The sequence below is a fragment of the Granulicella tundricola MP5ACTX9 genome, assembly GCF_000178975.2.
GTDB lineage: Bacteria > Acidobacteriota > Terriglobia > Terriglobales > Acidobacteriaceae > Edaphobacter > Edaphobacter tundricola.
The window spans coordinates 444,727-470,593 of sequence record NC_015064.1; the positions used below are offsets into that span (position 1 = coordinate 444,727).

The following is a 25,867-nucleotide window of genomic DNA, read 5'->3' on the forward strand; positions in this document are numbered from 1 at the left end:
TGTGAAAAGGATGCGGCTAAAAGGCCGGGAACGGCGGTTCCAATTCAACGTTGCGTATTCCCCGGACGGCGTTGGTGAGCCAGATTTCGTCGGCTGAGCGGAGGTCCGCGAGGGTGAGGATGGCTTGCTGGATGTGAGGCTGGGTTTCAAGCAGATGGCGGCGGTAGACGCCGGGGAGGACGCCGGATTCCAGAGGCGGGGTGCGCCAGAGCCCGCCGTGGCGGAGGAAGAGGTTGTGGATGGCTCCCTCGGTGAGGTGGCCTTGCTCGTTCTGGAAGATGGCGTCGATGCAACCCTGGGCGGTGGCGGCCTGGTGAGCCTGGTCGTAGAGGGCTCGGCGGGTGGTTTTGTGGCGGAGGAAGGGGTCGGTGGACGTGACGGGCTTGGGCCAGAGCATGGCTTTGAGGGCAGGTGGGTCTGGGTGGATGGGGGCGGAGGTGAGGTTGATGCCGGTTCTGTTGAGGGTGAGGCGGAGTCTGGTGGGGGAGCTGGGGTCGGCTTGTTGCAGGGTCTTGAGGATCGCTTCGCGGTCAAAGGGGATTTTGAAGTGGTTGGCTGAGGCCTCGAGGCGGTCGAGGTGCAGGGGCAGGAGGGTGCAGGTGCCGTTCTCCCAGCGCATCGTCTCGATAAGGGTGGTGGGCGCTTCGCGGAGGAACTCGGCCTTGAGGAGGCACTCGGCGTACTCGGCTGCGGGGTCTGAGTCGTAGGTGATGCCTGCGCCGATGCCCATCTCAAGCTGCTTTCCGTGGAGGACAGCGGTGCGGATGGCTACGCTGAAGACGGCTTCACCATGCGGCGAGAAGAAGCCGATGGAGCCGGTGTAGACGCCGCGATTGCGGGCCTCGAGCGTGCGGAGAAGCTGCATGGAGCGGAGCTTGGGTGCGCCGACGATGGAGCCGGCGGGGAAGAGCGCGGCGAAGAGGTCGTAGGGGGTGATCTCAGGCCGGAGTGTCGCGGAGATCTCGGTGGTCATCTGGAGCAGGGATGGGAGCGGCTCGACGTGGAAGAGCTTGTCGACGCGGACGCTGCCCATCTCCGCGATGCGGCCGAGGTCACTGCGCATGAGGTCCGCGATCATCAGGTTTTCCGCGCGGTTCTTGGGGTCTGCGGCGAGGGTCTGGGCGTTGAGCGCGTCCTCTTCCGGGGTGCGGCCTCGGGGGGCAGTGCCCTTCATGGGGCGGACGGTGATGTGGCGTTGGTCGAGGTGGAAGAAGAGCTCGGGCGATGCGGAGAGGATAGTTTGGCCGTCGCCGAGGTTGAGGAAGGCCCCGAACTCGACCGGCTGGGTCTGCATCATGTGGGCGAAGAGCTCGGCTGGGGTGCCGGGGAGTTCGGCGAGGATGCGGTCTGTGAGGTTGAGCTGATAGGTGTCGCCGGCCTCGATCCAGCGGTGGATCTGGGCGATCTTCGCGGTGAAGGCTTCGGGCGTGATGTTGAAAGGCAGGTCATTGAGGCCGCTGGACGGGGCTTCCGGGGTGGGCCGCGCGGTGAAGAGGTTGGGGGCGGTGTAGAGGCCGAAGGCGGCGAGGGGGATCGGGCCCGGGACGTGCGGGACGGCTTTGGGTTCGAAGTGAAGGCCGCACTCGTAGGAGAGGTAGCCTGCGGCCCAGAGGCCTTCCGCCTGCGCAGTCTGAATGCGGGTGAAAAGGCCGGGGAGATCGTCCAGGGTGTGAACTTCCAGCCACTCGACGGGGCTTTGGAAGAAGAAGGAGCGGGCGGAGCTGGGGCGGGAGTCTTCAAGCAGGATGGTCCGGGGCTGGCTGGCGGCGAGACGCCGCAAATTTGCTGTGTCGCTCATGGCTTGCCCAATTCATTATCGAGTATCGGGCAAGGATTATGGCTTACGGACGAGGCGAACGGGAAGATGCCTGGGGGAACGGAATCCCGAGCCGCCTTGCCATTCCACCGTCTGGCCGAGCGTGATCTGTTGGAAGGCCTGTGCGAGCGGGCGGGTGAGGAGGATGGCGGCCATGCGGATGAGGCTGGCTCCCACGCACGCATGAGCGCCCGCGCCAAGCGAGAGCTGGCCCGGTTCGCGCGAGGTGATATCGAGCGTCTTGGCGTTGGGGAAGCGGGCGGGATCGCGGTTGGCGGCGATGAGGCGAAGGATGATTCGGTCGCCCTGTCGGATGGTGGCGGGGCCGATCGCAAGATCCTGCGTGGCTTGCCGGAAGAGTATGCGGGTGAGCCCGGCGAAGCGAAGAAGCTCCTCAATGGCCTGGTCGGTGAGGTCGGGCTGGGTGTGGAGCAGGGTCCACTGCTCCGGGCGCAGAAACAGGGCGTACCAGGCGTTGGCGATGAGGCAGGGCAGCGTGTAGGCGAGGGCGACGAAGCCTGAATCGCGCAGGGTTTCGGTGCGGGAGTGGAAGCAGCCCTGAAGCTGGGCGGTGGCAGTCTTTGCGGAGTCGCGCAGGGCGAGGTCGTAGGGCTCCGCGGCTGAGGCGGAGATGGGCTCGGCGATGCGGGCGTAGTGCGCCGCGTGAATGGGATCTATGCCGGTGACGAGGACGGCGAGCTCGAGACAAAGGGGGCTGAGATAGTCGGCCACGAGATCGACGGGCGCATCTTCCGGCAGGCTGGAGATGCGGGTTGCGATGGAGGGGGTGAGTTGGGCGGACCAGTCGCGAAGCTGGGCTGGGGAGAGAGCTTCCAGGGTTTCGGCGCGCATGGGACGGCGCGCGGATTGGTCCTCTGCGGTGCGGGGGCGTTTGGTGTGGGGGCCGGCGGGGGCGAGCGCGGAGGAGCGGAAGGCGGCGAGGACGTCTTCATGACGGCTGAGAACCCAGGCTCCGAGTGCGGCGTCGAAGCTGGGCGGCTCCGGGGCGGGTGGTTCTGGGGAGTCGAGTTGATCGCCGGGCCAGGACGGTATGAGGAGGTCGTTGCGCTGCATGGAGGTTCTCAAATTCAGTGTGCGGGTGCGGGTGGCGATATGGGTGTCTTGATTTTGTCTTTGTTTCGGTGAGGGGGCGGAGGGATTTATACTTTAGGGATGGCTGAGACGATTGCAAAAGCGCCTGATTCGAGGAAGTGGACGGCGCGGCGGCGTCTGATTGCGGCTACGCGGAAGATGCGGGAGCTGGGCTCGATTGGGTCCGCGCTGCTGGATACCGGGCACCCCTACATGGCGCACATTGTGCCGATGCGCCGCTGCAACCTGGCGTGTACGTACTGTAACGAGTTCGACCAGACCTCCGATCCGGTGGAGATCGTGGAGATGGAACGGCGGATCGACGAGCTGGGACGGCTGGGCACGGCGGTCATTACGATCTCCGGCGGCGAACCTTTGCTGCATCCGGAGCTGGACCGCATCATCGCCCGCATCCGCAAGACCGGCGCGATTGCGGGCATGATCACCAACGGATACCTGCTGATGCCGGACCGGATTGAGCGGCTGAACAAGGCCGGGCTCGATCATATGCAGATCTCGATCGACAACGTGATGCCGGATGAGGTCTCGAAGAAGAGCCTCAAGGTGCTGGATGCGAAGCTGAAGATGTTGGCTCAGCACGCGGACTTTCATGTGAACATCAACTCCGTTGTCGGCGGCGGCATTGCCAACCCGACCGACGCGCTGACGGTGAGCGAACGTGCGCTGGCGCTGGGGTTCTCGTCCACGATTGGCATTATCCATGACGGCAGCGGGCAGTTGAAGCCGCTGGGCGATGAGGAACGGACGGTCTGGGACCGGGTACGGAAGCTGACGCGCCGGAGCTACAGCCGCTTCAACCATTTTCAGGAAGCGATTGCGAACGGAAAGCCGAACGACTGGCGTTGCCGTGCGGGTGCTCGGTACCTGTATATCTGTGAGTTTGGGTTGGTGCATTACTGCTCGCAGCAGCGGGGTTATCCCGGTGTGCCGCTGGCCGACTACAAGCGCGCCGACGTAAAGCGGGAGTTCCTGACGGAGAAGGGTTGTGCGCCGAACTGCACGATCTCCTGCGTCCATCAGGTGAGCTATATCGATCACTGGCGCGCACCGCAGGTGTTCAGCAATCATCCTCCGGGCGCGAAACACGGGGCACCGCCGGAGTTAGTCCAAATCCAGTAAGGGTGGAGGCAGGTAGATCGTTTACGATGTGCCATGACCTTTCCGACATCGGTTCGTTCACCGGCCTTATCGCTGGCCGCAGTTGCCGTGCTGCTCAGTGCTCCGCCGCTGCGGGCGCAGGTTCCAGCCGCTGAGGCCAAAGGCTTCGCCACGATTCAGCAGGCGGAGCTCCGCACCGACCTCACCTATATCGCATCCGATGCCCTGGAAGGGCGGCTTAGTCTGCAGCCGGGGGACGAGGCTGCGACGAAGTGGGTTGCCGAGCAGTTCGCCAAGGCCGGGCTGAAGCCTGCCGGGCATGATGCGGCAGGGAAGCCCAGCTTCCTGCAGCCGTTCACCTTGATTGAGTATCGGCCGGATCGTGCGGCTTCCGTAATCACGTTGAAGCGTGCGGGCAAGACCACGGAATACCATGCGCCGCAGGCGTTTGGGGCTTACAAGAGCGCGGTCGATGTGACTGCGCCGGTGGTCTTTGCGGGCTTCGGAATTACGGCTCCGGAGCTGCACTATGACGACTACGCAAATCTGGATGCCAAGGGAAAGATCGTACTGATCTTCGACCATGAGCCTCAGGAAGATGATGCGCACTCGGTCTTCAACGGCACGGGGAATACCCGCTATGCGACGGCTCGGGTGAAGGTGCTGAACGCGCAGGCGCATGGCGCGGTGGCGGTGCTGATTGTGGCGGAGCCGAACCGGAAGCATCTGACCAATGCGGAGCGGTCTGCGCGGATCGGGTCCAGCGCGGTGCGGCCGATTCAACTGCCGATCCAGGCGATCCAGGATGACGAGATTCATATCCCCTCCGGGCTGGTGCTGGATGCGGTGGCCGCTGAGCTGTTTGCGACCTCCGGGACGACTCCTGCCGCGGCCCAGACGATCATCGACCGCGACCTGAAGGCGCAGTCCATGCCGCTGCCGGATACGACGCTGTCGCTGCATCTTCGCAACGTGTCCGAGCGCACAGGCGTGACGAACAACGTGGTCGCACTTCTGCCGGGCTCCGATCCGAAGCTGGCACCTGAGACCATCTTGATCTCCGCGCATCATGACCATGACGGCGAGGCTGCATGCGCCGATCCGGCTCATCCGCCGGTGACCAATCCGCCCGACCCGCATCCCTGCCCGCAGATCTGGCATGGCGCGGATGATAACGGCTCGGGCACGGTGGGCGTGGTGGCTCTGGCGCGTGCGTTCGCGGAGAATCCCGTGAAGCCGAAGCGGTCTGTGCTATTCGTGGTCTTTGCCAGCGAGGAGCGTGGGCTGCTTGGAGCGTACTGGATGGCGGCGCATCCGCTGCGGCCGCTGGCGCTGACGCGTGCGCAGATCAACTTCGACATGATCGGACGGGATGAGGCGGCGAGCCCGCAGACGGATGGGCTGATCGAGATTCCGAAGGATACGACCAACCGGCTGAATCTGATTGGCGCGCTGTACTCGCCGGACTACAACCGCACGGTCGTGGAGGCGAACAAGACGGTGGGGCTGACGCTGGACGATCGCTTCGATCATGAGTCCGCGTTGAACGTCTTCTTCCGCTCAGACCAGTTTCCGTTTGTGCTGCACAATATCCCGGCGTTCTGGTGGTTCACGGGCTTCCACCCGGACTATCACCATACGACGGATACGGTGGACAAGATCGACTTTGTGAAGATGCAGAAGATCCTGCAACTGGCGTATCTATCGACGTGGCAATTCGCGACGGAGACTGCTCCGCCGCGATTCATCGCAAACCCCGGATCGCGTTAAGCTCCGGGGGTGATGGTGGTCGCCTTGCCGTGGACGAAGGTGATCGTGACCGGGTGGCCTTCGTTGTAGAAGTCCATGGTGCGGTCGCCGGGGGTATCGCCGTGCGGGGTGACGACCTGGCCGAGGGCCATCTCGGCCTGACGCTCGTTCATGCCGGGGACGGCCTTGTGCGCGTCGATGCCTGCCCAGATCTCGGGCTTCCAGTAGTTGAAGAGCTGGTGCGGATCGTCGTAGAAGAAGATCTCGTCGGTCATGAAGTTGTAGCGGCCGTCCTCGTGATAACCGACGGGGACCGCATACTCGGTGGGCGCACCGGCCTTGGTGAAGACCAGCAGGACCTGCTTATCGCCGGCGGGGATGCGGAAGGCCGTCTTCTTGGGTGCGACCGCTTCAATCGCATCCTTCACCTCAAGCTTCTCCGCGCCGAGCAGGACGCCTTCGCTCTTGGCGAAGTCAACCTTGTGGCCCGTGTAAGGGAAGTAGTCCATCTGGCCGCCGGCTGAGACCCAGAGCGTGCGGCCCTTGAGGTCCTTGGCGTCCTTGAGCGAGTCCGGGTGCTCCTTCTTCAGGAAGACCAGGTCGTCCGGATCGCTCTTGTACTCTGCCTTCGCCACCGGGGCATCATCTGCATGGTTGCGATGGTGAATCCACGCGACCTCCGCGCCAGCCGCCACAAACAACAACAATAGGGAACCTAACGCAACCTTCGGACCTGTCTTCATCGCCATGCAGTTCTCTCCTGAAACCTAAGATGCAATTCGACGGCTACCTTCAGGCGTCTACTCTCAATCGATCGGTTCTGCCTCGGCCAGTTCAACCTCAGCCGCGCGCAGCGACTCAGCCGTGAGTTGGTCCGCGTTGCGCAGGGCGGGGAAGAGCACGGCCGCCGCGCCCGTCACCAGCAGCGAGCCGATGCCGCCGAGCACGACCGCCCGAACCGCTCCAAACCAATGCGCGGTGACGCCGCTTTCAAACTCGCCGAACTCGTTGGATGCGCCGATGAAGAGCCAGTTGACGGCGCTGACGCGGCCCCGCATCTCGGGCGGCGTGGCCAGTTGCAGCACGCTCGAACGAATGACGACGCTGACCATGTCGCTGGCGCCCACGAGCAGCAGCGCGACCATGCTGATCCAGATAGTGTGGCTGAGCCCGAAGAGGATCGTCGCCGCGCCGAAGATGGCGACGCACCACAGCATCGTCTTGCCGGCGTTGCGCTTGAGCGGCCGGAAGATCAACGTGATGCTGACGGCCAATGCGCCCAGGCTTGGCATCGCACGCAGCAGCCCGAGACCTTGCGGGCCCGCGTGCAGCACGTCATGAGCGAAGATGGGCATCAACGCCACAGCGCCGCCGAGCAGCACGGCGAAGAGATCGAGCGAGATCGAACCCAGCAGAAGCCGCGTCTTCAGCACGTACTTCATGCCCGCGAGCATGGTGTTCGCGTTGAAGGCCTTCTTCTCCCCGGTCACAGCGCGCACGCGGATGGCCCCGACCAGCACCATGAAGCCGGCCAGCATCACCAGGGTGAAGAGATAGACGATAGGCGCTCCGCCCCAATGCCCAAAGGCCGCTCCCAGCGTCGCAGTGAAGAGCAGCCCGCCGACCATAGGGCCGGTGGCGTTAGCGGTCTGATAGACGGTCGCGCCCCAGGTCACGGCGTTGACGAAGTCTTCCTTGGGCACCAGCATGGGGACCATCGCGCTGGCGGCCGGGCCGGAGAAGCAGCGGCCCATTCCCATCAGGAAGAGCACAACGTAGATGGGCGCGATGCTCGCGACGGGATGCAGTGCAATCCACAGCAGAATGAAGGTGCAGACGATCTGCGCGCCATAACACCCCAGGATGACCCAGCGCTTGTCATAACGATCCGCCACATGACCCGCAGGCAGGACGAAGAAGAGTCCGGGCAGAAACAGCGCCAGGCCAGTATAGCCAAGGCTGAGGGCCGAGTGAGTGAGTTGATAGACCTGCCACGCGACCGCAACGGACTGCGCCTCAGCCCCCAGGATCACCATGAAGCGGGCGGCCTGATACAGCCGGAAGTCCCGCGATTGAAGCGCCCCACCGGCCCGTAAGCCTGACACCGTGTTGGTACTCGCCATTGCCTACTATGCTTTCATACTTCGGTTACAACGGAGGCAATTTCAAGAGGGCTGTTTACGGGCCTAGCGCAGGAACTGCTTGTACTGCGTCTCCGTCACCCCGATGCTGCGGGAGAGCCGCAGCTTGGCGTAGTTGTACTGGAACTCGGCCTGGATGACCTGGGCCTCAGCGCCTTGCAGGGTGGCCTGCGCGCGGACTACGGGCAGATCGTCGTCGACTCCAGCCTTGTAGCGGTCGGTGGCGTCCTGAAGCTCCTGTGCGGAGAGATCCTGGTTGCTGCGTGCCACCTTGACGAGCTCGTCGTAGGTATCGACGTCAAGCTGGGCGGAGCGAATGTCGGCCTCAATCTGAACCTTGAGGCCATCGATGTTGCGCTTCAGGCCGATGATCTGAGCCTGTGCAACCTCTTTCTGCCCGCGCAGCTCCGCCTCTTCAAAGATGGGGAACTGAACCTTGCCCTGGGCTGCGAAGACACCGTGATAGAGGCCAGTGGTCTCGCCCAGCACGCCGTAGAAGCCGCCTGCGCCCACTGTGGGGAGCCGCTCGTACTTCACGGCGCGGGCCGTCTGGGTGGCGACGTCAAGCTGCGACTGCAGTCCCAGGAGATCCTTGCGGCGGGTGAACGCCAGCGCCCTCTCGTCTTCGAGCGAAAGCCCGGTGTACTCGGCGAACGGGACCGTATCGACAAGATCCAATTCCTGTCCTGCGGGCTGACCCATCTGCCGGTTCAGCGCAATCTTGTCCTTGGCGACCGCGGCCTCATCCCGGATGGTCTCCTGCTGCTCATTCTGCAGTTGCACCTGCGCGCGTAGGACGTCCAGGTTGATGCCAACGCCGGCGTCGCGCTCGGCTTTGGCGTGGTCGTAGACCAGTTGATCCTGCTTGACCAGCGCCTGCGCGTTCTTCAACTGGGCCTGGTCGGCCAGCGTCCGCAGATAGTAGCCTCCGACGGCCAGCACCACGCCTCCACGCACGTTCAGTGTGTTCCAGGTGGCGGCGTCACTGGCCTTCTTGGCCGCTTTATAGAGGAAGTAGGCGGGCGCATTGAAGAGCTGCTGGTTGAGCGCAAGCTGCGCATTGGTCGTATTGACCTTGACGATCTCCTGGATATCCGCAATGTTGAAGCCGGGGATGGAAAGCCCGGCCAGCGCACTGGGCTTGAAGCCCATCGCCGCGAGATTGATCTCCTGCGCTCGGGTGTAAGCGCTTGCGGTCAGCGACGGCAGCAGCGCGTTCTCCACGGAGAGAGTCTGGCCCTTGACGGAGCGCTCCTGCTGGCCCTGGATGAGGATCTGCGCGTTCGACTTCAAGCCGAGCGTGATGGCCTGGTCCAGCGTCAGCGGCATAGCTCCCGGAGTCTCCTGCGGGATGACGACACCGCTGGCAAGCTGCAGCGGACGAACCACCGCGCTGGGAGCCGTGGGCAGAGCCGGATCCGGCTGTTGTGCCACTGCAAAACCACAAAAAACGCCTGCAAAAACCGGCGGCAGTACCTTCAGGCACGCACCCACGCCAGCTCTCTTCTGATTCTTTATCTGGATAGCCACAACCATTAGAGTGCCACGCCCATCCCCCGGTTGCGAAATAACCCCGAAAAAATACTACGCCGTACTATTCCCCGGAGCATGCACAGTTCTGCCGCTTCCAGCCTGCTGTTCCCAACTCCGCCGTCGCACCCGCTAAAATACTCATAGGAGTCCCATGCGTCCGATACCCATGACATTCAAGACCCGCCTCATCCATGCCGCCGCCGTTGCCGCCCTTGCGCTGCCCTTCGCTCTCACCCCGGCCGCCCACGCCCAGGAGTCCGCTCCGCCTGGACACGCCGACCCCTTCCGCGACACCTCCGTCATCAAGCTTCCCGCCGGCCAGCGCGCCGCCATCTTCGAGTTTGAAGACCTGGAGTGCCCCGCCTGCGCCCACGCAGCGCCCATCGTCTATCAGGCCATCGAGCATTACCACATCCCCTTCATTCGCCATGACTTCCCCCTCCAGATGCACATCTGGAGCCGTGACGCAGCCATCACCGCGCGTTACCTTCAGGACAAGGTCTCGCCGGAGTTGGCGGACCAGTTCCGCCGTGATGTCTTCGCGCACCAGATCAGCATCGCGTCCAAGGACGACCTCTCCAACTACACCCGGCAGTGGTTCGGAGCGCATCACCAGCAGGTTCCGTTCGTGATGGACCCGGCTGGCCGTTTCGCGGCTGAGGTTCAGGGCGACTACACTCTCGGCGAGCGCCTGGGCGTGCAGCATACCCCCACCATCGTCGTTGCCGGTCCGCACGGCTGGGTTGAGGTGAACGACGTGACCCAGCTCTACACCACCATCGACAACGTCCTGGCACAGTCTCCCGCAACGCCCGCACCGGCGCACAACATGCACAAGGTCTCGGCACCCGCCAAGTAAGAATCCCCATACGGATATAGATCGCAGGCATAAAACAGCGCGGACAGGACCTTGAGTCCCGTCCGCGCTGTTCTGTTTGAAAGGTGTTGCTGGTTACTTATCGATCGACTTCAAATTAGCCGGAGCATACCGCTCCCCGGCGATCTCATCGAGAGGCACCGCAGCCTCAAGCTCCGCAATCTCCGCGGCAGAAAGCTGAATCTCCGCCGCTGCGGCGTTCTCTTCCAGATACTTACGCCGCTTCGTTCCGGGGATGGGCACCAGGTCCTCACCCTTGGCGAGCACCCACGCCAAAGCTAGTTGCCCGGCCTTGACGCCCTTCTTCTCTGCGATCGCCTTCACCCGCTCCACGAGTACCTGATTCTTGTCGAAGGCCTCGCCGGAGAAGCGCGGGTAGCGCTCGGCACGGAAATCAGCCGGCCCCAGGTCTTCCTTCTTGGTGATGGTCGCGGTCAGAAAGCCACGGCCCAGGGGACTATACGGAACAAAGCCGATCCCCAACTCACGGACGGTGGGGAGGATCTCAGCTTCCACATGCCGCTCCCACAGCGAGTACTCGGTCTGGAGCGCGGTGATGGGATGCACCTTGTGCGCACGCCGGATGGTCGCGGGCGAGGCCTCGGACAGGCCGAGATACTTCACCTTGCCGGCCTTGACCAGCTCCGCCATCGCTCCCACGGTCTCTTCAATCGGGACGTTGGGGTCCACGCGGTGTTGATAATAAAGGTCGATATAGTCGATCCCGAGGCGCTTCAGGGATGCATCGCAGGCCGCATGGACGTACGCCGGCTTGCCGTTGATCTCCCAGAACTTGGGGTCTTCCTTCTTGCGGTGATTGGCGAACTTCGTGGCCAGAAAGACCTCGTCGCGGCGTGTCTTGAGGGTCTTGCCCAGGAGTTCCTCGTTATCGCCGATGCCGTAGGTGTCGGCGGTATCCCAGAACGTGACCCCCAGGTCGATCGCCCGGTGCAGCGTGGCGGTGGACTCCTCATCGTTCCGCTCGCCGTAAAACTCACTCATCCCCATGCAGCCGAGTCCCTCGCGGGACACCACTGCGCCTTGTGAACCAAGCTTGACTGTCTTCATGCTCATGCGCGATTAGACGCGGCGGCGCGGTGTGAAGTTCCCGGATTCACCAAGTGGTGACCATCGTTTCGGCATTCGAAGAGCCCTAACAGATATACTGAAGCTCTCTTGGTTAACAAACTCATACTCGCGAATCTCGGCCACCGTCCCCTGCGCACCTTTCTTTCCGTCCTCGCCATTGGCGTTGAGGTCACCATGATCCTCACGCTGGTCGGCGTCTCGTACGGCACACTGGACGCCAGCGCGCGACGCGCGCGCGGCATCGGCGCGGACGTCTTTGTCCGGCCTCCCGGCACCTCCGCCATGACGCTCTCCTCCGCACCCATGAGCGAAAAGATCATCCCCATTCTCGGCGCCAAGCCCGGCGTTGCTCTTGCTACCGGCACCATGGTTCAGTCCGCCGGCGGCGTATTCGAGTCCATCCAGGGCGTCGACTTTCCCACCATGAACAAGATGGCAGGCGGCTTCAAGTTTCTGGAGGGCGGTCCCTTCCAGCAGCCTGACGATATCCTCGTCGACGAGTACTACGCCAAGCAGAAAAAGGTTCACCCCGGCGACTACGTCAAGCTGATCAATCACCAGTGGCGCGTGGCCGGCATCTTTGAGTCGGGCAAGCTGGCCCGCATTCTCGCGCCCATGTCCACCCTCCAGGCTCTCACCGGCAACGAGGGCAAGATCTCCGCCGTCTACCTCAAACTCGACGACCCCGCCCACGCCGACGCCTTCGTCCAGCGCCTCAAGCAGGACCTCAACCCCGGCGACCCCGACCACGGCTACCAGATCATGACCGTGGAGGAGTTCACCTCACAGCTCACGGTCAACTCCGTCACGATGCTGAAGGACTTCATCTACGTCGTCATCGGCATCGCGTCGATTGTCGGCTTCATCGTGGTCTTCATGGCCATGTACACGGCAGTCCTTGAGCGCACACGCGAGATCGGCATCCTCAAAGCCGTCGGCGCAGGCCCCGGCTACATCCTCAACATCCTCTTTCGCGAGACGATTCTGCTCGCCCTCATCGGCACCGCCTTCGGCATCCTGATGACGTACGGCACGCAGTGGCTGATGCTGCACGCCGTGCCCGCCTCGCTGGTACAGGAGACGGTCTATAGCTGGTGGCCACGCGCCGCGGCTATTGCCATCGTCGGCGCCATCGTCGGCACCCTGGTTCCAGCCATGAAAGCCGTCCGCCAGGACGCGACCGAGGCCCTCTCCTATGAATAACGACCTCGGCCACCAGACACTCGAGCCCCTTCACGCACCCATCGTCAACGCTCCCATCATCGAAGTCCGCAACCTCATCAAGACCTACCGCGCCGGTGAAGTCGACGTAAACGCCCTCAACGGTGTCTCCCTGGACGTGGCGCGTGGCGAGTTCCTTTCGATCGTCGGCACCTCCGGCTCAGGCAAATCGACCCTCTTCAACATCCTCGGCGGCCTCACACCGCCGACCTCCGGCTCGGTTTCCATCAATGGCCGCGATCTCTCGCACATGACCGACACCCAGCGCAACGATCTCCGCAAGCGCACCGTAGGCTTCGTCTTCCAGAAGTACAACCTGCTGCCGACCCTGACGGCAGAGCAGAACATCCAGATCGTGCGCGACGTCGCCGGCCGCCCCACTGCCTTCGACGATCAGTTCCGTGAAATCCTCGCCATGCTGGGCATCGACAAGCGCATGTCCCACAAGCCCCGCGCCCTCTCCGGCGGTGAACAACAGCGCGTTGCCATCGCACGAGCGATCGTCAATGGCCCCGCGATCCTGCTGGCGGATGAGCCCACCGGGAACCTGGACAGCAAGAACTCGGACGTCGTCCTGACTCTGCTGCGCGATCTGAACAAGCGCCTGGGCCAGACGATCCTGATGATTACCCACAATCCTGAGGCCGCCGCCTACGCCGACCGCACCATCCAGATGCGCGACGGCAAGGTCGTCGCCTAAGCCAGCGTTTCCCTCTGTGCTGTACATAACAAAGCGGAACGCGCATACTCATCCCAAGCCCTGAAGCCAGCGCCCGTACCTCGGACCGTCGCAAGCAGGTACAGATGACGCACGCAGGCCCATTCCGCAACGCCATCCTCCAGAATCTCTCGCAGGGCAGCCTCGCTCGCCTCCAACTGCGCCCGGTCACCCTTGAGGTACGCCACCCCATCGAAACTCCCGGCAGCCCCATCCGTCACATCTTCTTCCTCGAAACCGGGATCGTCAGCGTTACAACCCAATTTAAGGACGGCTCAGAGGTAGAGGCCGGCATGTTTGGCTGCGACTCCCTCAGCGGCATCTCCGCCTTCATGGGCACGCGTGAAAGCCTCAACGCGGCTTACATCCAGATCGCCGGCCACGGCTATCTCTCCTCCGTCGCCCATGCCGCAGCTGAGTTTCACCTGGGCGGGCGCTTCCAGGCCTTCGCGCTGCGAGCAGTCCAGGCCCAACTCCTGCAGTCCATGCAAAGCGCCGGCTGCAACGCCACCCATGATGTCGAGCAGCGCCTCTCCCGCTGGCTCCTCCTCTGCGCGGACCGCACCGAAACGGATACCCTGGCCCTCTCGCACGAGTTCATGTCGGACATGCTCGGCTCCCGCCGCTCCACCGTCACCGTCGCCGCCGGCCATCTCAAGGACCTGGGCTACATCGAATACACCCGCGGGTCCATCCGCATTCTGAATCGCACCGGCCTGGAAAGCGTCGCATGCGAGTGCTACCGCGTCCTGCGCAACCACCTCCACGACATCACCCAATATGACAGCGGCCTGGCCACACCAGCCGCCTGAGTCAATCCTGACGCTTGTGCGGAAGCCTACCGTGCAGCCACGCCGCAGGTATTGCTGCCGGTATCGGCCACGCTGGCGATGAGCCACTTCCCGTCCACCCTCACGAGGTTGAAGAGATCCGTCCCGCAGTGGTCGACCTTGCCGTTGGCCAGGAAGTCGAAGGGCGCCCAGACGACTGCAAGATCGTGGTCGACGCGGATGAGGGGATCGTGAATCCGTTCTTCAATCTGCGTTGTGCTGGGCTTGCCGATGCGCTCGGCGAAGGCCTCGAAGGTCATCTGCGAGGGCTTGCCGTCCCGCATGAGAACCAGGGTCGCACCCGGGATGAAGGCAGCCTTGATGGCGGCAGCGTCGCGGTGGGCCATGCCAACGAAAAGCGCATCGACGGGTGTGAGGACGGCCCTTTCGTCCGGCGTCTGGGCGGGCAGCAGCGCAGGGATGGCGGCAAGCAGGAGGACTGGAAGGAGTTTCATGGGTGTGATTGTATGGGAGGCCAAGGCTCATTCATGAGGCAAGGCGGACGTGACGGTCGATTCAAACCAGCTAACTGAGGGTAAGGCACCAAATTGAGCAGAAAATGCTGATTTCTTGAGATCGACTTGAGATCGAACCCATGTGCCGCGTTATAGGATGGCTGTGTCTTGTAGACAACTAGACAAACGAGACAAATCCCTGATTTGAGGTTGTTTATGTCGCTTCTGCGTTCTTTTTCCAAGTATTTCGGTATGGCTCTGTGTGCGGGTCTTCTCTGTGCCGGCTCACCTGCGCTGCTGGGTCAGTCGTTGAAGCTGGATGATCCGGCTCCCCTGCGTGCCGGGTTGAACTCGGCGACGATCGATAGTTTCGGTGGGAACCAGTATTGGGTGCTGACGGTTGGTCCGGGCAAGTTTACCGCGACCTTCCACTTCGGCGGCACGCAGGAGGGCTTCAACACCGGTGGACGGCCGAACTTCTTTGCGGGGTTCAAGCCGAAGGTGGACGGGACCACGTTGACGCATGCGGATTTTCCCGGTGGTTCGACATGGAGCGGCACGGCGACGAAGGCGTCGAGGCTGGAGCTGGCGGTGACTCCGGCGCCGGGCTCCCTGGTGCGGCAGACGACCTCCTACACCATCGAGGTGACGGGGGCGGTTGCGTTTGGCGGGGCTGCGGGTGCGTCTGCGGGTCCATCGCCGGTCGGAATCTACCAGATCGGCATTGGCGGACACGTCGGCATCGCGAAGTTTACGGCGGATGGCCAGATTACCGCGACGACCAACGAGACCGGAACGTGGAAGGTCTTTGACGAGGACTCCAAGAGCTACGTGATTGTCTTCGCGGGAACGCGTTACTCGCTGACCTACCAGCCGGGTCGCGGGTTCATCGATAACAACGGGTACTTGACCTTCAAGCAGACCAAGTAGGTTCTTCGGTCTTGGCCAGCGGTATGGCGGCCAGTGTAAGCTGGCTGCCATCCATATGAATCAAGCTGGCGGGAAACTGAAAGAGAAGAGTCACTACGAAATTCTGGATGGACTGCGTGGTGTGGCCTCGCTGATGGTGGTGTGTTTTCACTGCTTTGAGGCGTTTGCGGATGAAAACCGCTTCAAGCAGATCATCAACCACGGCTACCTGGCGGTGGACTTCTTCTTCCTGCTGTCCGGCTTCGTGGTGGCGTACGCGTATGACGACCGCTGGGGCCGTATGACCCAGTGGGAGTTCTACAAAAGACGTCTGATCCGCCTGCAGCCGATGGTGATCGCAGGCAGCGTGATTGGAGCGGCGCTCTTCTACTTCCAGGCCGGCCCCCTGTGGCCCATGATCGCGACAGTGCCGGTCTGGAAGATGCTCCTCGTCATGCTGGTGGGCTTCACGATGATTCCGCTGCTGCCGTCCATGGACATCCGCGGCTGGCACGAGATGCATCCTCTGAACGGACCGGCGTGGTCCCTGTTCTTTGAGTACGTGGCGAATATTCTGTACGCAGTCGGGATTCGGAAGCTCTCCAACAAGGCGCTGGGAGTGCTGGTCACGCTCTCCGGAGCGTTCCTGGTGCAGTATCTGGTTTGGGGTCCGAAGGGGGATGTGATCGGCGGGTGGGCTGTAGACCACACGCAGCTGCACATCGGCTTCGCCCGGTTGCTCTACCCGTTCTTTGCGGGCATGCTCCTCATGCGGCTGGGTAAACGCATTCATCTGCGCGGAGCGTTTCTCTGGTGCAGTCTGTTGCTGGTGGCGTTGCTCGCCATGCCGAGAATCGGCGGCCCGGAGCATCTCTGGATGAACGGGCTCTATGAGGCGGCCTGCATCGTCGTGCTGTTCCCGGTGATCGTCGCAATGGGCGCAGGGGATCAGGTGCGGGGACGCTTCGCAATCAAACTCTGCAAGTTCTTCGGTGAGATCTCTTATCCGCTCTACATCACGCACTACCCGCTGATCTACATCTACACAGCCTGGGCGATCAAGAATAAGGTCCCGGCGGCACAAGGGGCTGTTGTGGGCGTGGGGCTGGTGGTGACGGCAGTGGCGATCGCATATGCCTGCCTGAAGCTGTATGACGAGCCAGTGAGGAAGTGGTTGCAACGGACTTTTAGCACAGCAGGATAGTGAAGAAGGATTCCACTGTTAGGACCTTTTCGGATCGTTGCCTTCCTGATCGGGTGTCGCTCCGTCGAGAAACACCGCTGCAAAGTGTGGTGCTTTTGTGGTGGGTTTATGGTGAGTTTGTGGTGATTTGCGGTGCGTAATTGTGGCTGTTTAGTCGCATTTTTGCCTATGCCACCCGATTAAACAGGGATCAAAGCGGGAGAAAAAGGTAAAACTCACCACAAGTCACCACAAATGCCTGCAAGCCCGGGCTTAGGTGGTGTCGCCGAACTTGGTCTTGGGGTCTACGTGCTGTTGCTGGGAGGGGTAAGGCATGCCCTTGGCGAGGACGTCTTCCAGTTGTTTGTCGTAGTGGTAGATGTCGTCGAAGAAGTCCACCTGGCCGTTCTCATCGACGCGGGCGGTGGCGTAAAAGATGACGATGGGGATCTGCTTGGTGAGGTTGACCTGGTGGTTGTCGGCGCCGTTCTGCATGGCGTCGGTGACCTTCTGGAGGTCCCAGTTGCGGGGTGTGTTTTGCAGGACCCAGACGGCGAGCTGGTCGGGGTGCTCGACGCGCACGCAGCCGTGGGAGAAGTCTCGGCGGGAGCGGGCGAAGAGCTGCTGGGCCGGGGTGGAGTGGAGGTAGATGTCGTACTCGTTGGGGAACATGAACTTGATGAGGCCTAACGAGTTCTTGGGGCCGGGCTTCTCGCGCACGACTACGCCGCCACGTTCTATGGATTCGGCTGAGGCGTTGACGTGCGCGCCTTTGGCGTCCACGGTCTCGAAGTTGTGGGCTTCGAGGTAGCCTACGCCGGACTTGGCGATGTGGCCGGCCAGCTCCTTCTTGATGATGGAGACGGGCACGTTCCAGAAGGGGCGGAAGATGACGTATTTCATCATGTGGGTGAAGACGGGCGTCTGGTGCTCGCCGACGACCTGCCCGACGACGACGTTCATCTTGAACTGCTGCTGGTGATCTTCGCCGAAGCCGCGCAGGACGAACTCGGGTAGATTGACCTGGAGCGGTGCGTGGAGGTAAGGGTCGGGCAGCCAGCGGAGGCGCTCGAGCGAGTCTGCGAGCTGCTGGGAGCGGGCCGTGAGGGGGACGTTGAGCGAGGTGACGGTGGCAGCGGTGAGCTGGCCGTTGGCAGTAAGGCTATGGCGGGACTGGTAGTGTTTGACCGCGTCTGCGAGGTCTGCCGTGTAGACGGTGCTGGGGACGTGGGCCGGGGGTGCAGCGGCTTCAGTGGCTGCGGGTGCGGCCTGGGACTTGCCGCGGGCTCGCGCGAAGGCCTTGCCGATGGAGGCCCTGGCGGCGGCTGTGCGGGTCGGCTTCGGCGCTTCAGGAGCGGGTGCCGGCGCGGGTGCTTCCGGTGCGGTTGGCTCGCCGGCGAGATCGCCCTCAAGCTGAAGGCGGGCGGCCAGGGCTTCGGCTGCGGGGTAGTGGCCGCCGGAGGTGATTGGCTTGTCGACTGCCGGCAGAGGCTCCGGGGTGCCTTGTTGCTTGGCGAGATCGTTGTAATGGGCGAGGGCCTTTTCGGTCTCGCGATACTGATCGGAGTCGGGCTCGACAGAGGCGATGAGCTTGGGGACGTCGTCGGCGTCGACGGCGTTGTCGGAGACGAACTCGGGCAGGTCGTACTTCTTCTGCTGGACGTCGATGTCGAAGTTGAAGTGCGTGGGATTGACTCGGCCGATGCGAAGATCGGAGATATAACGCATGACGGAGACGGTCATGGCGGCGTCGAAGGTGGCGGTGTCGTTATCGTCTTTCGCGGCCAGTTTCCTGGTGCGATCAGTCCAGAGAGAGGCGTCGTAGTCCTCCGCGTTGAGGCCCTTGGCGGCGGCGGACTGGAAGGCCTGGATGAAGGCTGCGGCTTGCGCGGTTGGCTGGCCGTTATCGACCCATGCGACCTCATAGTTGCGATCGTCGTAGAAGGTCTGGACGAGAGGCTGGTAGTCGGCGTAGTTGGGCCAGTGCATGACCTTGATGGTCTTGGACGCGACGATGGGCTTGAGCTGGTCGGCGAAGGCGTCTGATTTGGGCTTGGAACGGGTCTTGCGGAAGCGCTTGCAGCCGCCTGAAAGCAGGACCAGCGAGAGCGCAGAGAGAGTAAGGGCTTTACGAAACTTTGGGTTCATCATGAGAGGCCGCGTTCCTTGAGGTTGGAGCTGTAAGTTTCGTATGCACAGTAGGATGCCATGAAACAGGGTAAAGACCGCGCGAAAATGAGGGTGTGTTTTTCGGAGCGGCTGAAAGCGGATCTTCGGGGTTTGTGGTGAATTGTGGTGAGTTTTGGGTGTTTCACCGGTTTTCTTACCTGTTACTTCGGGTAGCGTAGGCAAAAAGCGAACAAAGGGGGAACATTAACGTACCACAAATCACCACAAACTCACCATGAACGAACCACAAATCACCACGTTTTTGATGGGATGGCCGGACGATGGGCAGCTATGAGTGTGGTCTGTCGATAGGTTGGTGAAGTGGGAATACGATGTACAGGTTCGGAGAAAAGGTCCGACCTTTCAGATATTGAGTGGTCTGCGTCAGGACGGTCTGTCGCTTGTGCCTGCCATGCCAGTTTGCGGATGTCACAAACGCTGACAGCTTGGATCAGCACAAGCATTTCGCGGTACAAATCCCGTCCGGACCGCTTGAGCGAGTGCTCAATGAGCGCATTGGCCTGTTATCGCTAGTCGAGACGACTACCTGTTGCTTCCCATAAGCCGAATTATGAGGACTAATAAGTGATGACTCACCAGACTGTCAGGAGCCGGTCATGTCCGTTCGATCTTCGAGCGCAAGAGCGCCATGTCGCAAAACTTGTGTATTAGCGAACGCTCCTCATCCCGGTTCGCGGTCTTGTAGTCGAACGCAGCGAGAAAGTTCAGCAAGGTGTACCCGGCCAACAGGAATTCACGAATCAGAACCTTTTCGTCCTGTAAATGCGCTTCTGACGGTCGGTAGAAGAAATCGACACGGCATGGCTTTTGAGTTCGCAGGTATTTAATAGCTTCCCCCACACGGAAATCTGTTGGGGCATGAAACTGAGCTGTGGTGTAGTCGCCTATCCTGTCGCAAAGTCGACCAGTTTGCCCGACGTATAGAGGAAATTGACCAGTGTTCGCCGTCACAATAATCGCGTAGACATGAGTGCCCGAATCGGCTGGAGCGGCCTCAAGGCAAGCACCCCACTCTGTTGTCGCAAAGCCATTCAGAAGGGAGCCCAACGGTACGGTTATCATTCCATGATGCTCCTCGAAGAGACACGGCCGCTTCCACCCGCGAGACTGAATATCTCCCTAATCGGCTTCTCGGCTCGCAAGAGCTTGCCATCAACGGTGGCCTCCGCCACGATTACACCGTTCATCGTCAAGTCGTAGGCTTCTTGCCTGATCAGACCCGTCAGCTCCTTCATTTCGAGGTGGCCGATTGCGATTTCTACTGACACGATCTGGAGGGAATCGCCCGGAAATATCGGTGTATTGCTGAAATTTGCTTCGGTATGCCGGAACACCCTTATCCCCGCTCGCTCCGACTTAACCTCAGCCATGTAGTTTACTGAGGCAAACTTCAGCAACGCCGCTGGCACCATCAACTGGCACCCGTACTCACGAATCCTTGTGGAAGTCGTCAGATTCTGCAACTCTCCGATGACATTGATGGTGGTGACTTCGCCATTGCGGCCCTTTTGGCCGACTCGAACCCGTACACGAGCCAGATTATTCTCTTCAGGCGCAGTCGTCTCTTGGCTAGCACCTGACGCTTCCAGCAGGACATTCATCTTGATCGCGAGATGGCGAGAAACCATCCTTCGAAACTCATGAACATCTGGGAAATCAAAGGCGACGCCGCGCTGCCTCATCCGCCCCTTGTAGTCCTGCACGGCAGCTAGTTGTGCCGCGTCGTGAGTCATTGGCACCGCAGCCTGAGAGAAGTACAGGAATACCAGTTTCTTTCGGTCTACTGATCGCTCGATTTCCTCAATGGTCCCTGATTGTGCGACGCCGCTCGGAGTGCCAGCACGATGCCAGAAGACCCCGAACAGAATGTCAGCGTTGTCCACTATCTGCTTGTTAATGATTTCCTGCGGCCTGTCTCCCATTTCTGGGTAGACATCCAGCTCCCATCGCCTGGGCTGAAGAATCACGTTTGTTGACCTTGAATGAGCCGCATTCCAGTCTTCAATACAATCGACGATAATCTGTCGTTCTGCCAGGACATCGCCGGGCGAAGCGATCAGGACTTCATAGCAACTCGCAGGTCTAGGCATGGAGCGATTTTACGCCGTTGACCTAAAGAGTAACCGCAGCTAAATGAATCCTCATAATGTATGGTCCGCCGCGCGACTGCAAGGGTTAGTTTGGGCGAGAAGACAAGTCTGCGCAAATGTATTCGGCCTTTGAGTGGAGATGCTTCCTCCTGGCCATGATGAGATGCGCGTGTGTGTGGCCTTATAAACGCCTCGGTCGTTGAAGACCATTATCAGGATCAGGCTCTTAGACACGCCGTTGTGACTGTTCTTTCGTCCTTGCTGTCCTATGCAGACTTCGGTGGGGAAAGTTTATAGATCCGTCGTCGGAGTGAGGGAAAGTGGGAACGCGAAGCGTTTCCAAGCCGAAGGCGTCTTTTCCTCACTTGCTCAGGCTGGCACGGTTGTTGACCTGTACTCGTTGCCGCTCGACAGTACCGCCCAGGCGACACGGGCGAGCTTGTTGGCCATGGCGACTACGACGACGTTCTTATGAGCCCTGGCGTCCAGCTTGTCTAGCCAGGCCCCGATGGGCGCACGGTCTCGCCGGATGCGCAGCACGGCAGCTCGGGCGCCGTGGATCAGGATCTTGCGCAGGTAGACGTTGCCTCGCTTGCTGATGCCGAGCAGCTTCGCCTTGCCTCCAGTCGAATACTGTCGCGGCACAACGCCCAGCCACGCAGCGAACTCGCGGCCCTTGCGGAAAGCAGCGCCGTTGCCGATTGCAGCAACGATGGCTGTCGCAACCACCGGCCCGATGCCTGGGATCTGCCGGATGCGCGTGCAGCCAGCATCTGCCGCGGAGATCCGCTCCAGTTCGTCATTGAGTTCTTCGACCTGCCGCTCGACGGTCTTCCACTCATCCCACAGCGTGTTGATCAGGTTACGCATCAATGGCGTCAGGCCGGCTTCCGCGTTCTCGAGGATGTCGGCCATGGCAGCCTTGAGCTTCGCCGGCGTCTTTGCAAACACCAGACCTCTTTCAAGCAGGAACGCGCGCAGTTGGTTGATCACGGCCGTCCGTCGAGAGATCAGCCGGTCACGAACACGGTGGATCGCCTGCAGATCCAGCTGGTCATCTGTCTTGATCGGGACGAAGCGCATGTTCTTGCGATCCACCGCCTCAGCGATCGCTTCCGCATCAACGAAGTCGTTCTTGTTCGACTTCACGAAAGGCTTCACAAACTGCGCCGCGATCAGACGAACATCATGGCCCTGACTCCGCAAGGCACGGCCGAGGAAATGAGCTCCCGAGCAGGCTTCCAAACCGATCAGGGAAGACTGCAAGTTGGCCGTATAGGCCAACAGCTGCTTCTTCGAAAACTTTTTTTTCACCAGCAGCTTGCCAGCCGCTCCCAATGCCACAAGATGAAAGGTCGTCTTCCCCAGGTCGATGCCAACGGACTGTATCTGCATAGCGATGATCCTCCTTGTCGAACCTGCTTCTACGATCCTCCTGGTAACACGGGAGAATCAAGCGGCGGACCATCTCATTAACGCCCTTCTCGTCAGTTTTGATCTTGGTGAGTGCGAAATCAACGCGCTCATCGAGCGCCGGATTAGCAATGCGGAGTCGGTATGCCGGTGTGTGGCCGAGGTGATCCATCCCACGTCCCAGGTTCGGGACATGGGGCACCCAGAGTTGTGGCGAGTTCAGGGCAGCCAGGCTTCTGCACGTCTGAAAGCCTGGGCCCTCGGGAACAAGCTCCCGCGACACGTTGGTCCCGGAAACCTGAGTACTTCGCCTACTTATGAAAGCTGAGTGCCAACACAGGCGGATTTCCTGTCTCAAGTCGCCGCCAGTTGACGAAGGCCGAGCACTCGATGAGGGCGCTGTATTGATCCGGACAGCGCTTTGCGAACTGCTTGACGTTTTCAAGTGCAAGAGCCCGCTCAGGATGGGGTGGGAGGTGACGGCTTGTGGCACCGCTGAAGGGGTGCCCTTCCGGGACGTGACAGGGTGACGGGGGTGGCTGGTTGGGCGGCGGAACCCACGTCCCAAACGCGGGACATGGGGCACCCGGAGTTGTGGCGAGGTCAGGAGGACCGTCGTTTGCTTCCGCAAACGATACCCACCCTCACCGACGATAGGACTGTCGGTGAGGATGGGGCACACGGCGTTTTGTTGCTGGGTTATGGGACCAGCAACTGCAACGGCGACTACGGAGATTCTCCGCTTCGCGCAGAATGACGGCGTAAGACAGACAACGACAGAAGCGAAGGCGACTATGTGTGGGTGAGGGTTTACTTCCCACCCATCGCAATGAAGCTTTGCGATGGATGGGGCACCCTGGGCTTTTGTTCGGGGTGAGGGAGAACACCCAACGGCAACGGCAGCTACTGAGATTCTCCGCTTCGCGCAGAATGACGGCTGTGGTGGTGATGACCCCTGTGGTGTGGGTGGAGGAGGTTCAGGTACGGGGCAGGGTGGGGAGGAGCTTGAGGCAGATGGCGGCCTGGGTGAGGAGGAGCATGGCGGTGGTGGCCAGGAAGAGCTTGCGGTGTTTGGATTCGAGGACGTCTGCGAAGACTCCGCCCAGGAAGGTGAGTAAGAACGGCAGGGCCCAGAGCCAGGGGGCTGAGAAGACCTGCGTCGTCATGAGGGGGAGGATGGCGAGGAACATCAGAAGCGGTGCGGTGTTGCCGAAGTATCGGCTGCGGGGGATGACGGCGTAGAGGACGAGGGCGATAGCTGCGCCGAGGAGGATGGGCCAGTTGCCGGGGTCGGCGAGCATGGTGTGGAGACCGTCCAGCGAGAACCAGAAACGGCCGCCGCCGCCGGTGAAGACGTAGCTGAAGGGCGCGGGGCGGAAGCTGAAGGCGGCGAAGAGGATCGCAAGGGTGCCGATGGCGGACCAGGTGAGGATGGGGAGGACGGCGCTGCGGCGGCGCTCTGCGAGGTAGAACATGAGGATGAGCGCGGCGAGGAAGCCGAACATAGCGGCGGTGAGGTGGGCGGCGGCGGTGAGGCCCATGGCGAGGGCTAGGAGGAGGATGCGGGGTCGCCACTTACTGCGGGGGCCCTGCATGGCGTGCGCGACGCCCATGGCCGTGTAGATGGTGCCGTAGAGGCCCCACATGGCGAGGATCTCGTTGTTGGGGGTGACGGCGTAGCGGATGACGGCGGGGCAGAAGCAGTAGAGGGCGAGGGCGAGGAAGCCGCCTTCGTTGCCGAAGAGGCGGCGGGAGACCCACCAGAGGCCTCCTCCCAGCCACATGGCGAAGAGGCAGAACGGGAGGTGCATGAGCCACTTGGTGCTGGTGATCTGGTGGCGTGCCTCCCAGGTGGAGCCGTTGAGGGTGCCGCCGGCGTAGAGACGGTCGGCGGGCTTGCGGAGTTTGTCCGTGGCGAGGAGGAAGAGGCGCTGGGCGGTGAGGGGGAAGGATGCGACGCGGTAGGCGAAGGTGCCGTCGCCGTTGAGGTTGCCGCAGGTGGTGAAGTAGCCGGCGAGGGGGGATGGGCGCTCCCACATCTCTCGGCCGCAGCGGGCGTAGCGGTAGTCGTCCGAGGTGGGGTGCTGGTGGGCGACGACGTAGAGGCACTCGCCGAGGAAGATGAGGAGGAGGAGGGCGGCTAGTTGCTGGGCTCTGCCGAGATGAAAGTTTTTGATGATGGGGAGTTTCATCCGCGCGAGGCTTGCTGGTGCAGTGATTTCATACAGGTACGAGTGTATCGTGGAGGATATGGAGTCGCTTTCGTTTCGCCCTGGCCGTGCTTTTTTGTCGTCGAACTCACCCGCTGTTCCGTGGACCGTTGTGTTCGAGGATGAGGGGATCGCGGGATACTTTTATGCGTGCGACCGCTCGCAGACTACGCAGGAAAACAGCATCATGGACGCGATGCTGATCTATAACGTGGGCGTGATGCAGAATCCAGAGACGGAACGGATCGCTTCGGTGGCCTGGTCACGGAATGGGATGCAGGCGGCGCTGTATCTCGATGGGACGGCGCAGGCGCTGTTCGATTTTGACGCGCATGTGGGGTACTGCCGGCTGAACTTCCCGAACTTCCTGGGCGAGCAGGGGGATACCTGGCAGAAAGATACGCATGCCTGGAGTGATGCGGCGCTGGCGAAGTTTGAGGCTGGGTTGTACGCGTGAGGTCAGGCGTTCTCAACGAATGCGCGAAGGTCGCTAAAGCTCATCGCGGTCATTCCGCTTGCTCTTAGGGAGCCTGCCAACCTGTAGTCCTCAGTGAGTACAAGGGACTCTGCTGCGGCAGCGAAGACTGCTGAATCAGCCAAGCCAAGTGCTAAAAAGGCGGGTTGCTTCATTAGAGTTTCGCTAGCAATAAAAACTTCAAAGAAACGGGAAGTCTGTTCAGCCAGATGCTGATGCCATTCCAACTTTAGATAGGAAGGCAGAGCGTTGGCGAGGCTGCTTACTTCTGTGAGCAGATGGGGTGTGGTGACGAGTTGGCGGGATGCGCTGAGGAGTTCGACTAAAGCATCAAAGTCGGATGGAGTGAACTGCGAGGTTCGCTTGAATCGGGTGATGAGGCTGCGATCAAAACTGCCGATCAGCAAGAGAAGCAGAAGATTGGTGTCGAGCAGAATCTTGCTTCCACGAGCCTTGCCCAGGAACGCTTCTTCGGCAGTCATGCTGCACGATTGCGTATAGCCAAGAGAGACCCGTCAACACTATTCACTTCGACAGACTTCGTGCTGCGCCTGGACCGCAGGAGTTCAAGCACATTTGAGTTGTTCGGATCGGATGGTCTGATCGCAGTAAAGGTGAAACGCCAAGCAGAACCGCTTGGTGGAGTCTCCAACTCGTCCAGCTCGATGGTCGAGGAGGCAAGATCCGGCATGACTTCGACCAAATGCTTTTTTGCGATTTCGACCGCTTCAGGGATGGTCATGAACACCTCAAAGTC

At 61.3% G+C, this 25,867-nt stretch carries 23 protein-coding genes; 9 read left to right on the forward strand and 14 right to left on the reverse strand.

Annotated features, from left to right (window positions below; genetic code table 11):
* Positions 1 to 16: 16 nt before the first annotated feature.
* Entirely contained in the window at positions 17 to 1,798 is a 1,782-nt protein-coding gene (gene pabB / locus ACIX9_RS01820) for an aminodeoxychorismate synthase component I (protein ID WP_013578767.1), read from the reverse strand.
* A gap of 36 nt (positions 1,799 to 1,834) precedes the next feature.
* Entirely contained in the window at positions 1,835 to 2,890 is a 1,056-nt protein-coding gene (locus ACIX9_RS01825) for a cytochrome P450 (protein WP_013578768.1), read from the reverse strand.
* 99 nt (positions 2,891 to 2,989) lie between these two features.
* On the opposite strand from ACIX9_RS01825, the gene ACIX9_RS01830 reads away from it, so the two are divergent.
* Complete coding sequence (locus tag ACIX9_RS01830) at positions 2,990 to 4,048, forward strand: radical SAM protein (RefSeq protein ID WP_013578769.1); 1,059 nt, start codon at positions 2,990 to 2,992, stop codon at positions 4,046 to 4,048.
* A gap of 33 nt (positions 4,049 to 4,081) precedes the next feature.
* A complete protein-coding gene (locus ACIX9_RS01835) occupies positions 4,082 to 5,797 on the forward strand; it encodes a M20/M25/M40 family metallo-hydrolase (RefSeq protein ID WP_013578770.1) in 1,716 nt (571 codons plus the stop codon).
* On the opposite strand, the gene ACIX9_RS01840 is transcribed toward ACIX9_RS01835, so the two are convergent.
* From ACIX9_RS01840 to ACIX9_RS01850, 3 genes are all read right to left on the reverse strand, one after another.
* A complete protein-coding gene (locus ACIX9_RS01840; protein WP_013578771.1) occupies positions 5,794 to 6,525 on the reverse strand; it encodes a hypothetical protein in 732 nt (243 codons plus the stop codon). The two genes, ACIX9_RS01835 and ACIX9_RS01840, sit on opposite strands and share 4 nt — an antisense overlap.
* A 57-nt stretch (positions 6,526 to 6,582) precedes the next feature.
* A complete protein-coding gene (locus tag ACIX9_RS01845; protein ID WP_013578772.1) occupies positions 6,583 to 7,899 on the reverse strand; it encodes an MFS transporter in 1,317 nt (438 codons plus the stop codon).
* 63 nt (positions 7,900 to 7,962) lie between these two features.
* Positions 7,963 to 9,351 carry a TolC family protein gene (locus ACIX9_RS01850; protein ID WP_232298771.1) on the reverse strand — a complete coding sequence of 463 codons (1,389 nt, stop codon included), beginning with the start codon at positions 9,349 to 9,351 and terminating at the stop codon, positions 7,963 to 7,965.
* A gap of 250 nt (positions 9,352 to 9,601) precedes the next feature.
* Between ACIX9_RS01850 and ACIX9_RS01855 the strand changes: the two genes are divergently transcribed.
* Entirely contained in the window at positions 9,602 to 10,309 is a 708-nt protein-coding gene (locus ACIX9_RS01855; RefSeq protein ID WP_013578774.1) for a DsbA family protein, read from the forward strand.
* Positions 10,310 to 10,402: 93 nt separating this feature from the next.
* Here ACIX9_RS01855 and ACIX9_RS01860 read toward each other — a convergent pair whose 3' ends face one another.
* Positions 10,403 to 11,401, reverse strand: coding sequence for an aldo/keto reductase (locus ACIX9_RS01860; protein WP_013578775.1), 999 nt, complete (start codon positions 11,399 to 11,401; stop codon positions 10,403 to 10,405).
* Between the two features lie 102 nt (positions 11,402 to 11,503).
* On the opposite strand from ACIX9_RS01860, the gene ACIX9_RS01865 reads away from it, so the two are divergent.
* The 3 genes from ACIX9_RS01865 to ACIX9_RS01875 all read left to right on the forward strand — a co-directional run bounded on the left by ACIX9_RS01865 (position 11,504) and on the right by ACIX9_RS01875 (position 14,167).
* On the forward strand, positions 11,504 to 12,619 hold the full coding sequence (locus ACIX9_RS01865) for an ABC transporter permease (protein WP_013578776.1): 1,116 nt from the start codon (positions 11,504 to 11,506) through the stop codon (positions 12,617 to 12,619).
* Positions 12,612 to 13,337, forward strand: a complete 726-nt coding sequence (locus ACIX9_RS01870) for an ABC transporter ATP-binding protein (RefSeq protein WP_013578777.1) — start codon at positions 12,612 to 12,614, stop codon at positions 13,335 to 13,337. Before ACIX9_RS01865 ends, ACIX9_RS01870 begins: the two co-directional genes overlap by 8 nt.
* Positions 13,338 to 13,441: 104 nt before the next feature.
* Positions 13,442 to 14,167 (forward strand): Crp/Fnr family transcriptional regulator, encoded by a 726-nt coding sequence (locus tag ACIX9_RS01875; RefSeq protein ID WP_013578778.1) that lies wholly within the window; start codon positions 13,442 to 13,444, stop codon positions 14,165 to 14,167.
* A 26-nt stretch (positions 14,168 to 14,193) separates the two neighbouring features.
* Here the strand turns inward: ACIX9_RS01875 and ACIX9_RS01880 are convergent, their stop codons facing one another.
* On the reverse strand, positions 14,194 to 14,640 hold the full coding sequence (locus tag ACIX9_RS01880) for a nuclear transport factor 2 family protein (protein ID WP_013578779.1): 447 nt from the start codon (positions 14,638 to 14,640) through the stop codon (positions 14,194 to 14,196).
* A gap of 252 nt (positions 14,641 to 14,892) precedes the next feature.
* On the opposite strand from ACIX9_RS01880, the gene ACIX9_RS01885 reads away from it, so the two are divergent.
* Together ACIX9_RS01885 and ACIX9_RS01890 are read left to right on the forward strand one after the other, a co-directional pair.
* On the forward strand, positions 14,893 to 15,570 hold the full coding sequence (locus tag ACIX9_RS01885; RefSeq protein WP_157477219.1) for a hypothetical protein: 678 nt from the start codon (positions 14,893 to 14,895) through the stop codon (positions 15,568 to 15,570).
* Positions 15,571 to 15,625: 55 nt separating this feature from the next.
* Positions 15,626 to 16,753: an acyltransferase family protein gene (locus tag ACIX9_RS01890; RefSeq protein WP_013578781.1), complete on the forward strand. Its 1,128-nt coding sequence runs from the start codon at positions 15,626 to 15,628 to the stop codon at positions 16,751 to 16,753.
* A gap of 252 nt (positions 16,754 to 17,005) precedes the next feature.
* On the opposite strand, the gene ACIX9_RS23370 is transcribed toward ACIX9_RS01890, so the two are convergent.
* From ACIX9_RS23370 to ACIX9_RS01930, 5 genes are all read right to left on the reverse strand, one after another.
* The gene (locus ACIX9_RS23370; RefSeq protein ID WP_013578782.1) at positions 17,006 to 18,883 is read right to left on the reverse strand and encodes a L,D-transpeptidase family protein; all 1,878 of its coding nucleotides are present in this window, start codon (positions 18,881 to 18,883) and stop codon (positions 17,006 to 17,008) included.
* Between the two features lie 633 nt (positions 18,884 to 19,516).
* The gene (locus ACIX9_RS01900; protein WP_013578783.1) at positions 19,517 to 19,984 is read right to left on the reverse strand and encodes a hypothetical protein; all 468 of its coding nucleotides are present in this window, start codon (positions 19,982 to 19,984) and stop codon (positions 19,517 to 19,519) included.
* The gene (locus ACIX9_RS23375; RefSeq protein WP_013578784.1) at positions 19,981 to 21,012 is read right to left on the reverse strand and encodes a hypothetical protein; all 1,032 of its coding nucleotides are present in this window, start codon (positions 21,010 to 21,012) and stop codon (positions 19,981 to 19,983) included. Before ACIX9_RS23375 ends, ACIX9_RS01900 begins: the two co-directional genes overlap by 4 nt.
* A gap of 369 nt (positions 21,013 to 21,381) precedes the next feature.
* Entirely contained in the window at positions 21,382 to 22,407 is a 1,026-nt protein-coding gene (locus tag ACIX9_RS01910; RefSeq protein ID WP_013578785.1) for an IS110 family RNA-guided transposase, read from the reverse strand.
* A 995-nt stretch (positions 22,408 to 23,402) separates the two neighbouring features.
* Positions 23,403 to 24,617, reverse strand: coding sequence for a glycosyltransferase family 39 protein (locus ACIX9_RS01930; protein ID WP_013578786.1), 1,215 nt, complete (start codon positions 24,615 to 24,617; stop codon positions 23,403 to 23,405).
* A gap of 58 nt (positions 24,618 to 24,675) precedes the next feature.
* Here ACIX9_RS01930 and ACIX9_RS01935 point away from each other — a divergent pair, with 58 nt between their 5' ends.
* Complete coding sequence (locus ACIX9_RS01935) at positions 24,676 to 25,092, forward strand: DUF2251 domain-containing protein (protein ID WP_013578787.1); 417 nt, start codon at positions 24,676 to 24,678, stop codon at positions 25,090 to 25,092.
* A gap of 2 nt (positions 25,093 to 25,094) precedes the next feature.
* Here the strand turns inward: ACIX9_RS01935 and ACIX9_RS01940 are convergent, their stop codons facing one another.
* Both ACIX9_RS01940 and ACIX9_RS01945 read right to left on the reverse strand, forming a co-directional pair.
* The gene (locus ACIX9_RS01940) at positions 25,095 to 25,592 is read right to left on the reverse strand and encodes a PIN domain-containing protein (RefSeq protein WP_013578788.1); all 498 of its coding nucleotides are present in this window, start codon (positions 25,590 to 25,592) and stop codon (positions 25,095 to 25,097) included.
* Positions 25,589 to 25,858 carry a hypothetical protein gene (locus ACIX9_RS01945; RefSeq protein ID WP_198152136.1) on the reverse strand — a complete coding sequence of 90 codons (270 nt, stop codon included), beginning with the start codon at positions 25,856 to 25,858 and terminating at the stop codon, positions 25,589 to 25,591. Before ACIX9_RS01945 ends, ACIX9_RS01940 begins: the two co-directional genes overlap by 4 nt.
* Between the last annotated feature and the right edge of the window lie 9 nt (positions 25,859 to 25,867).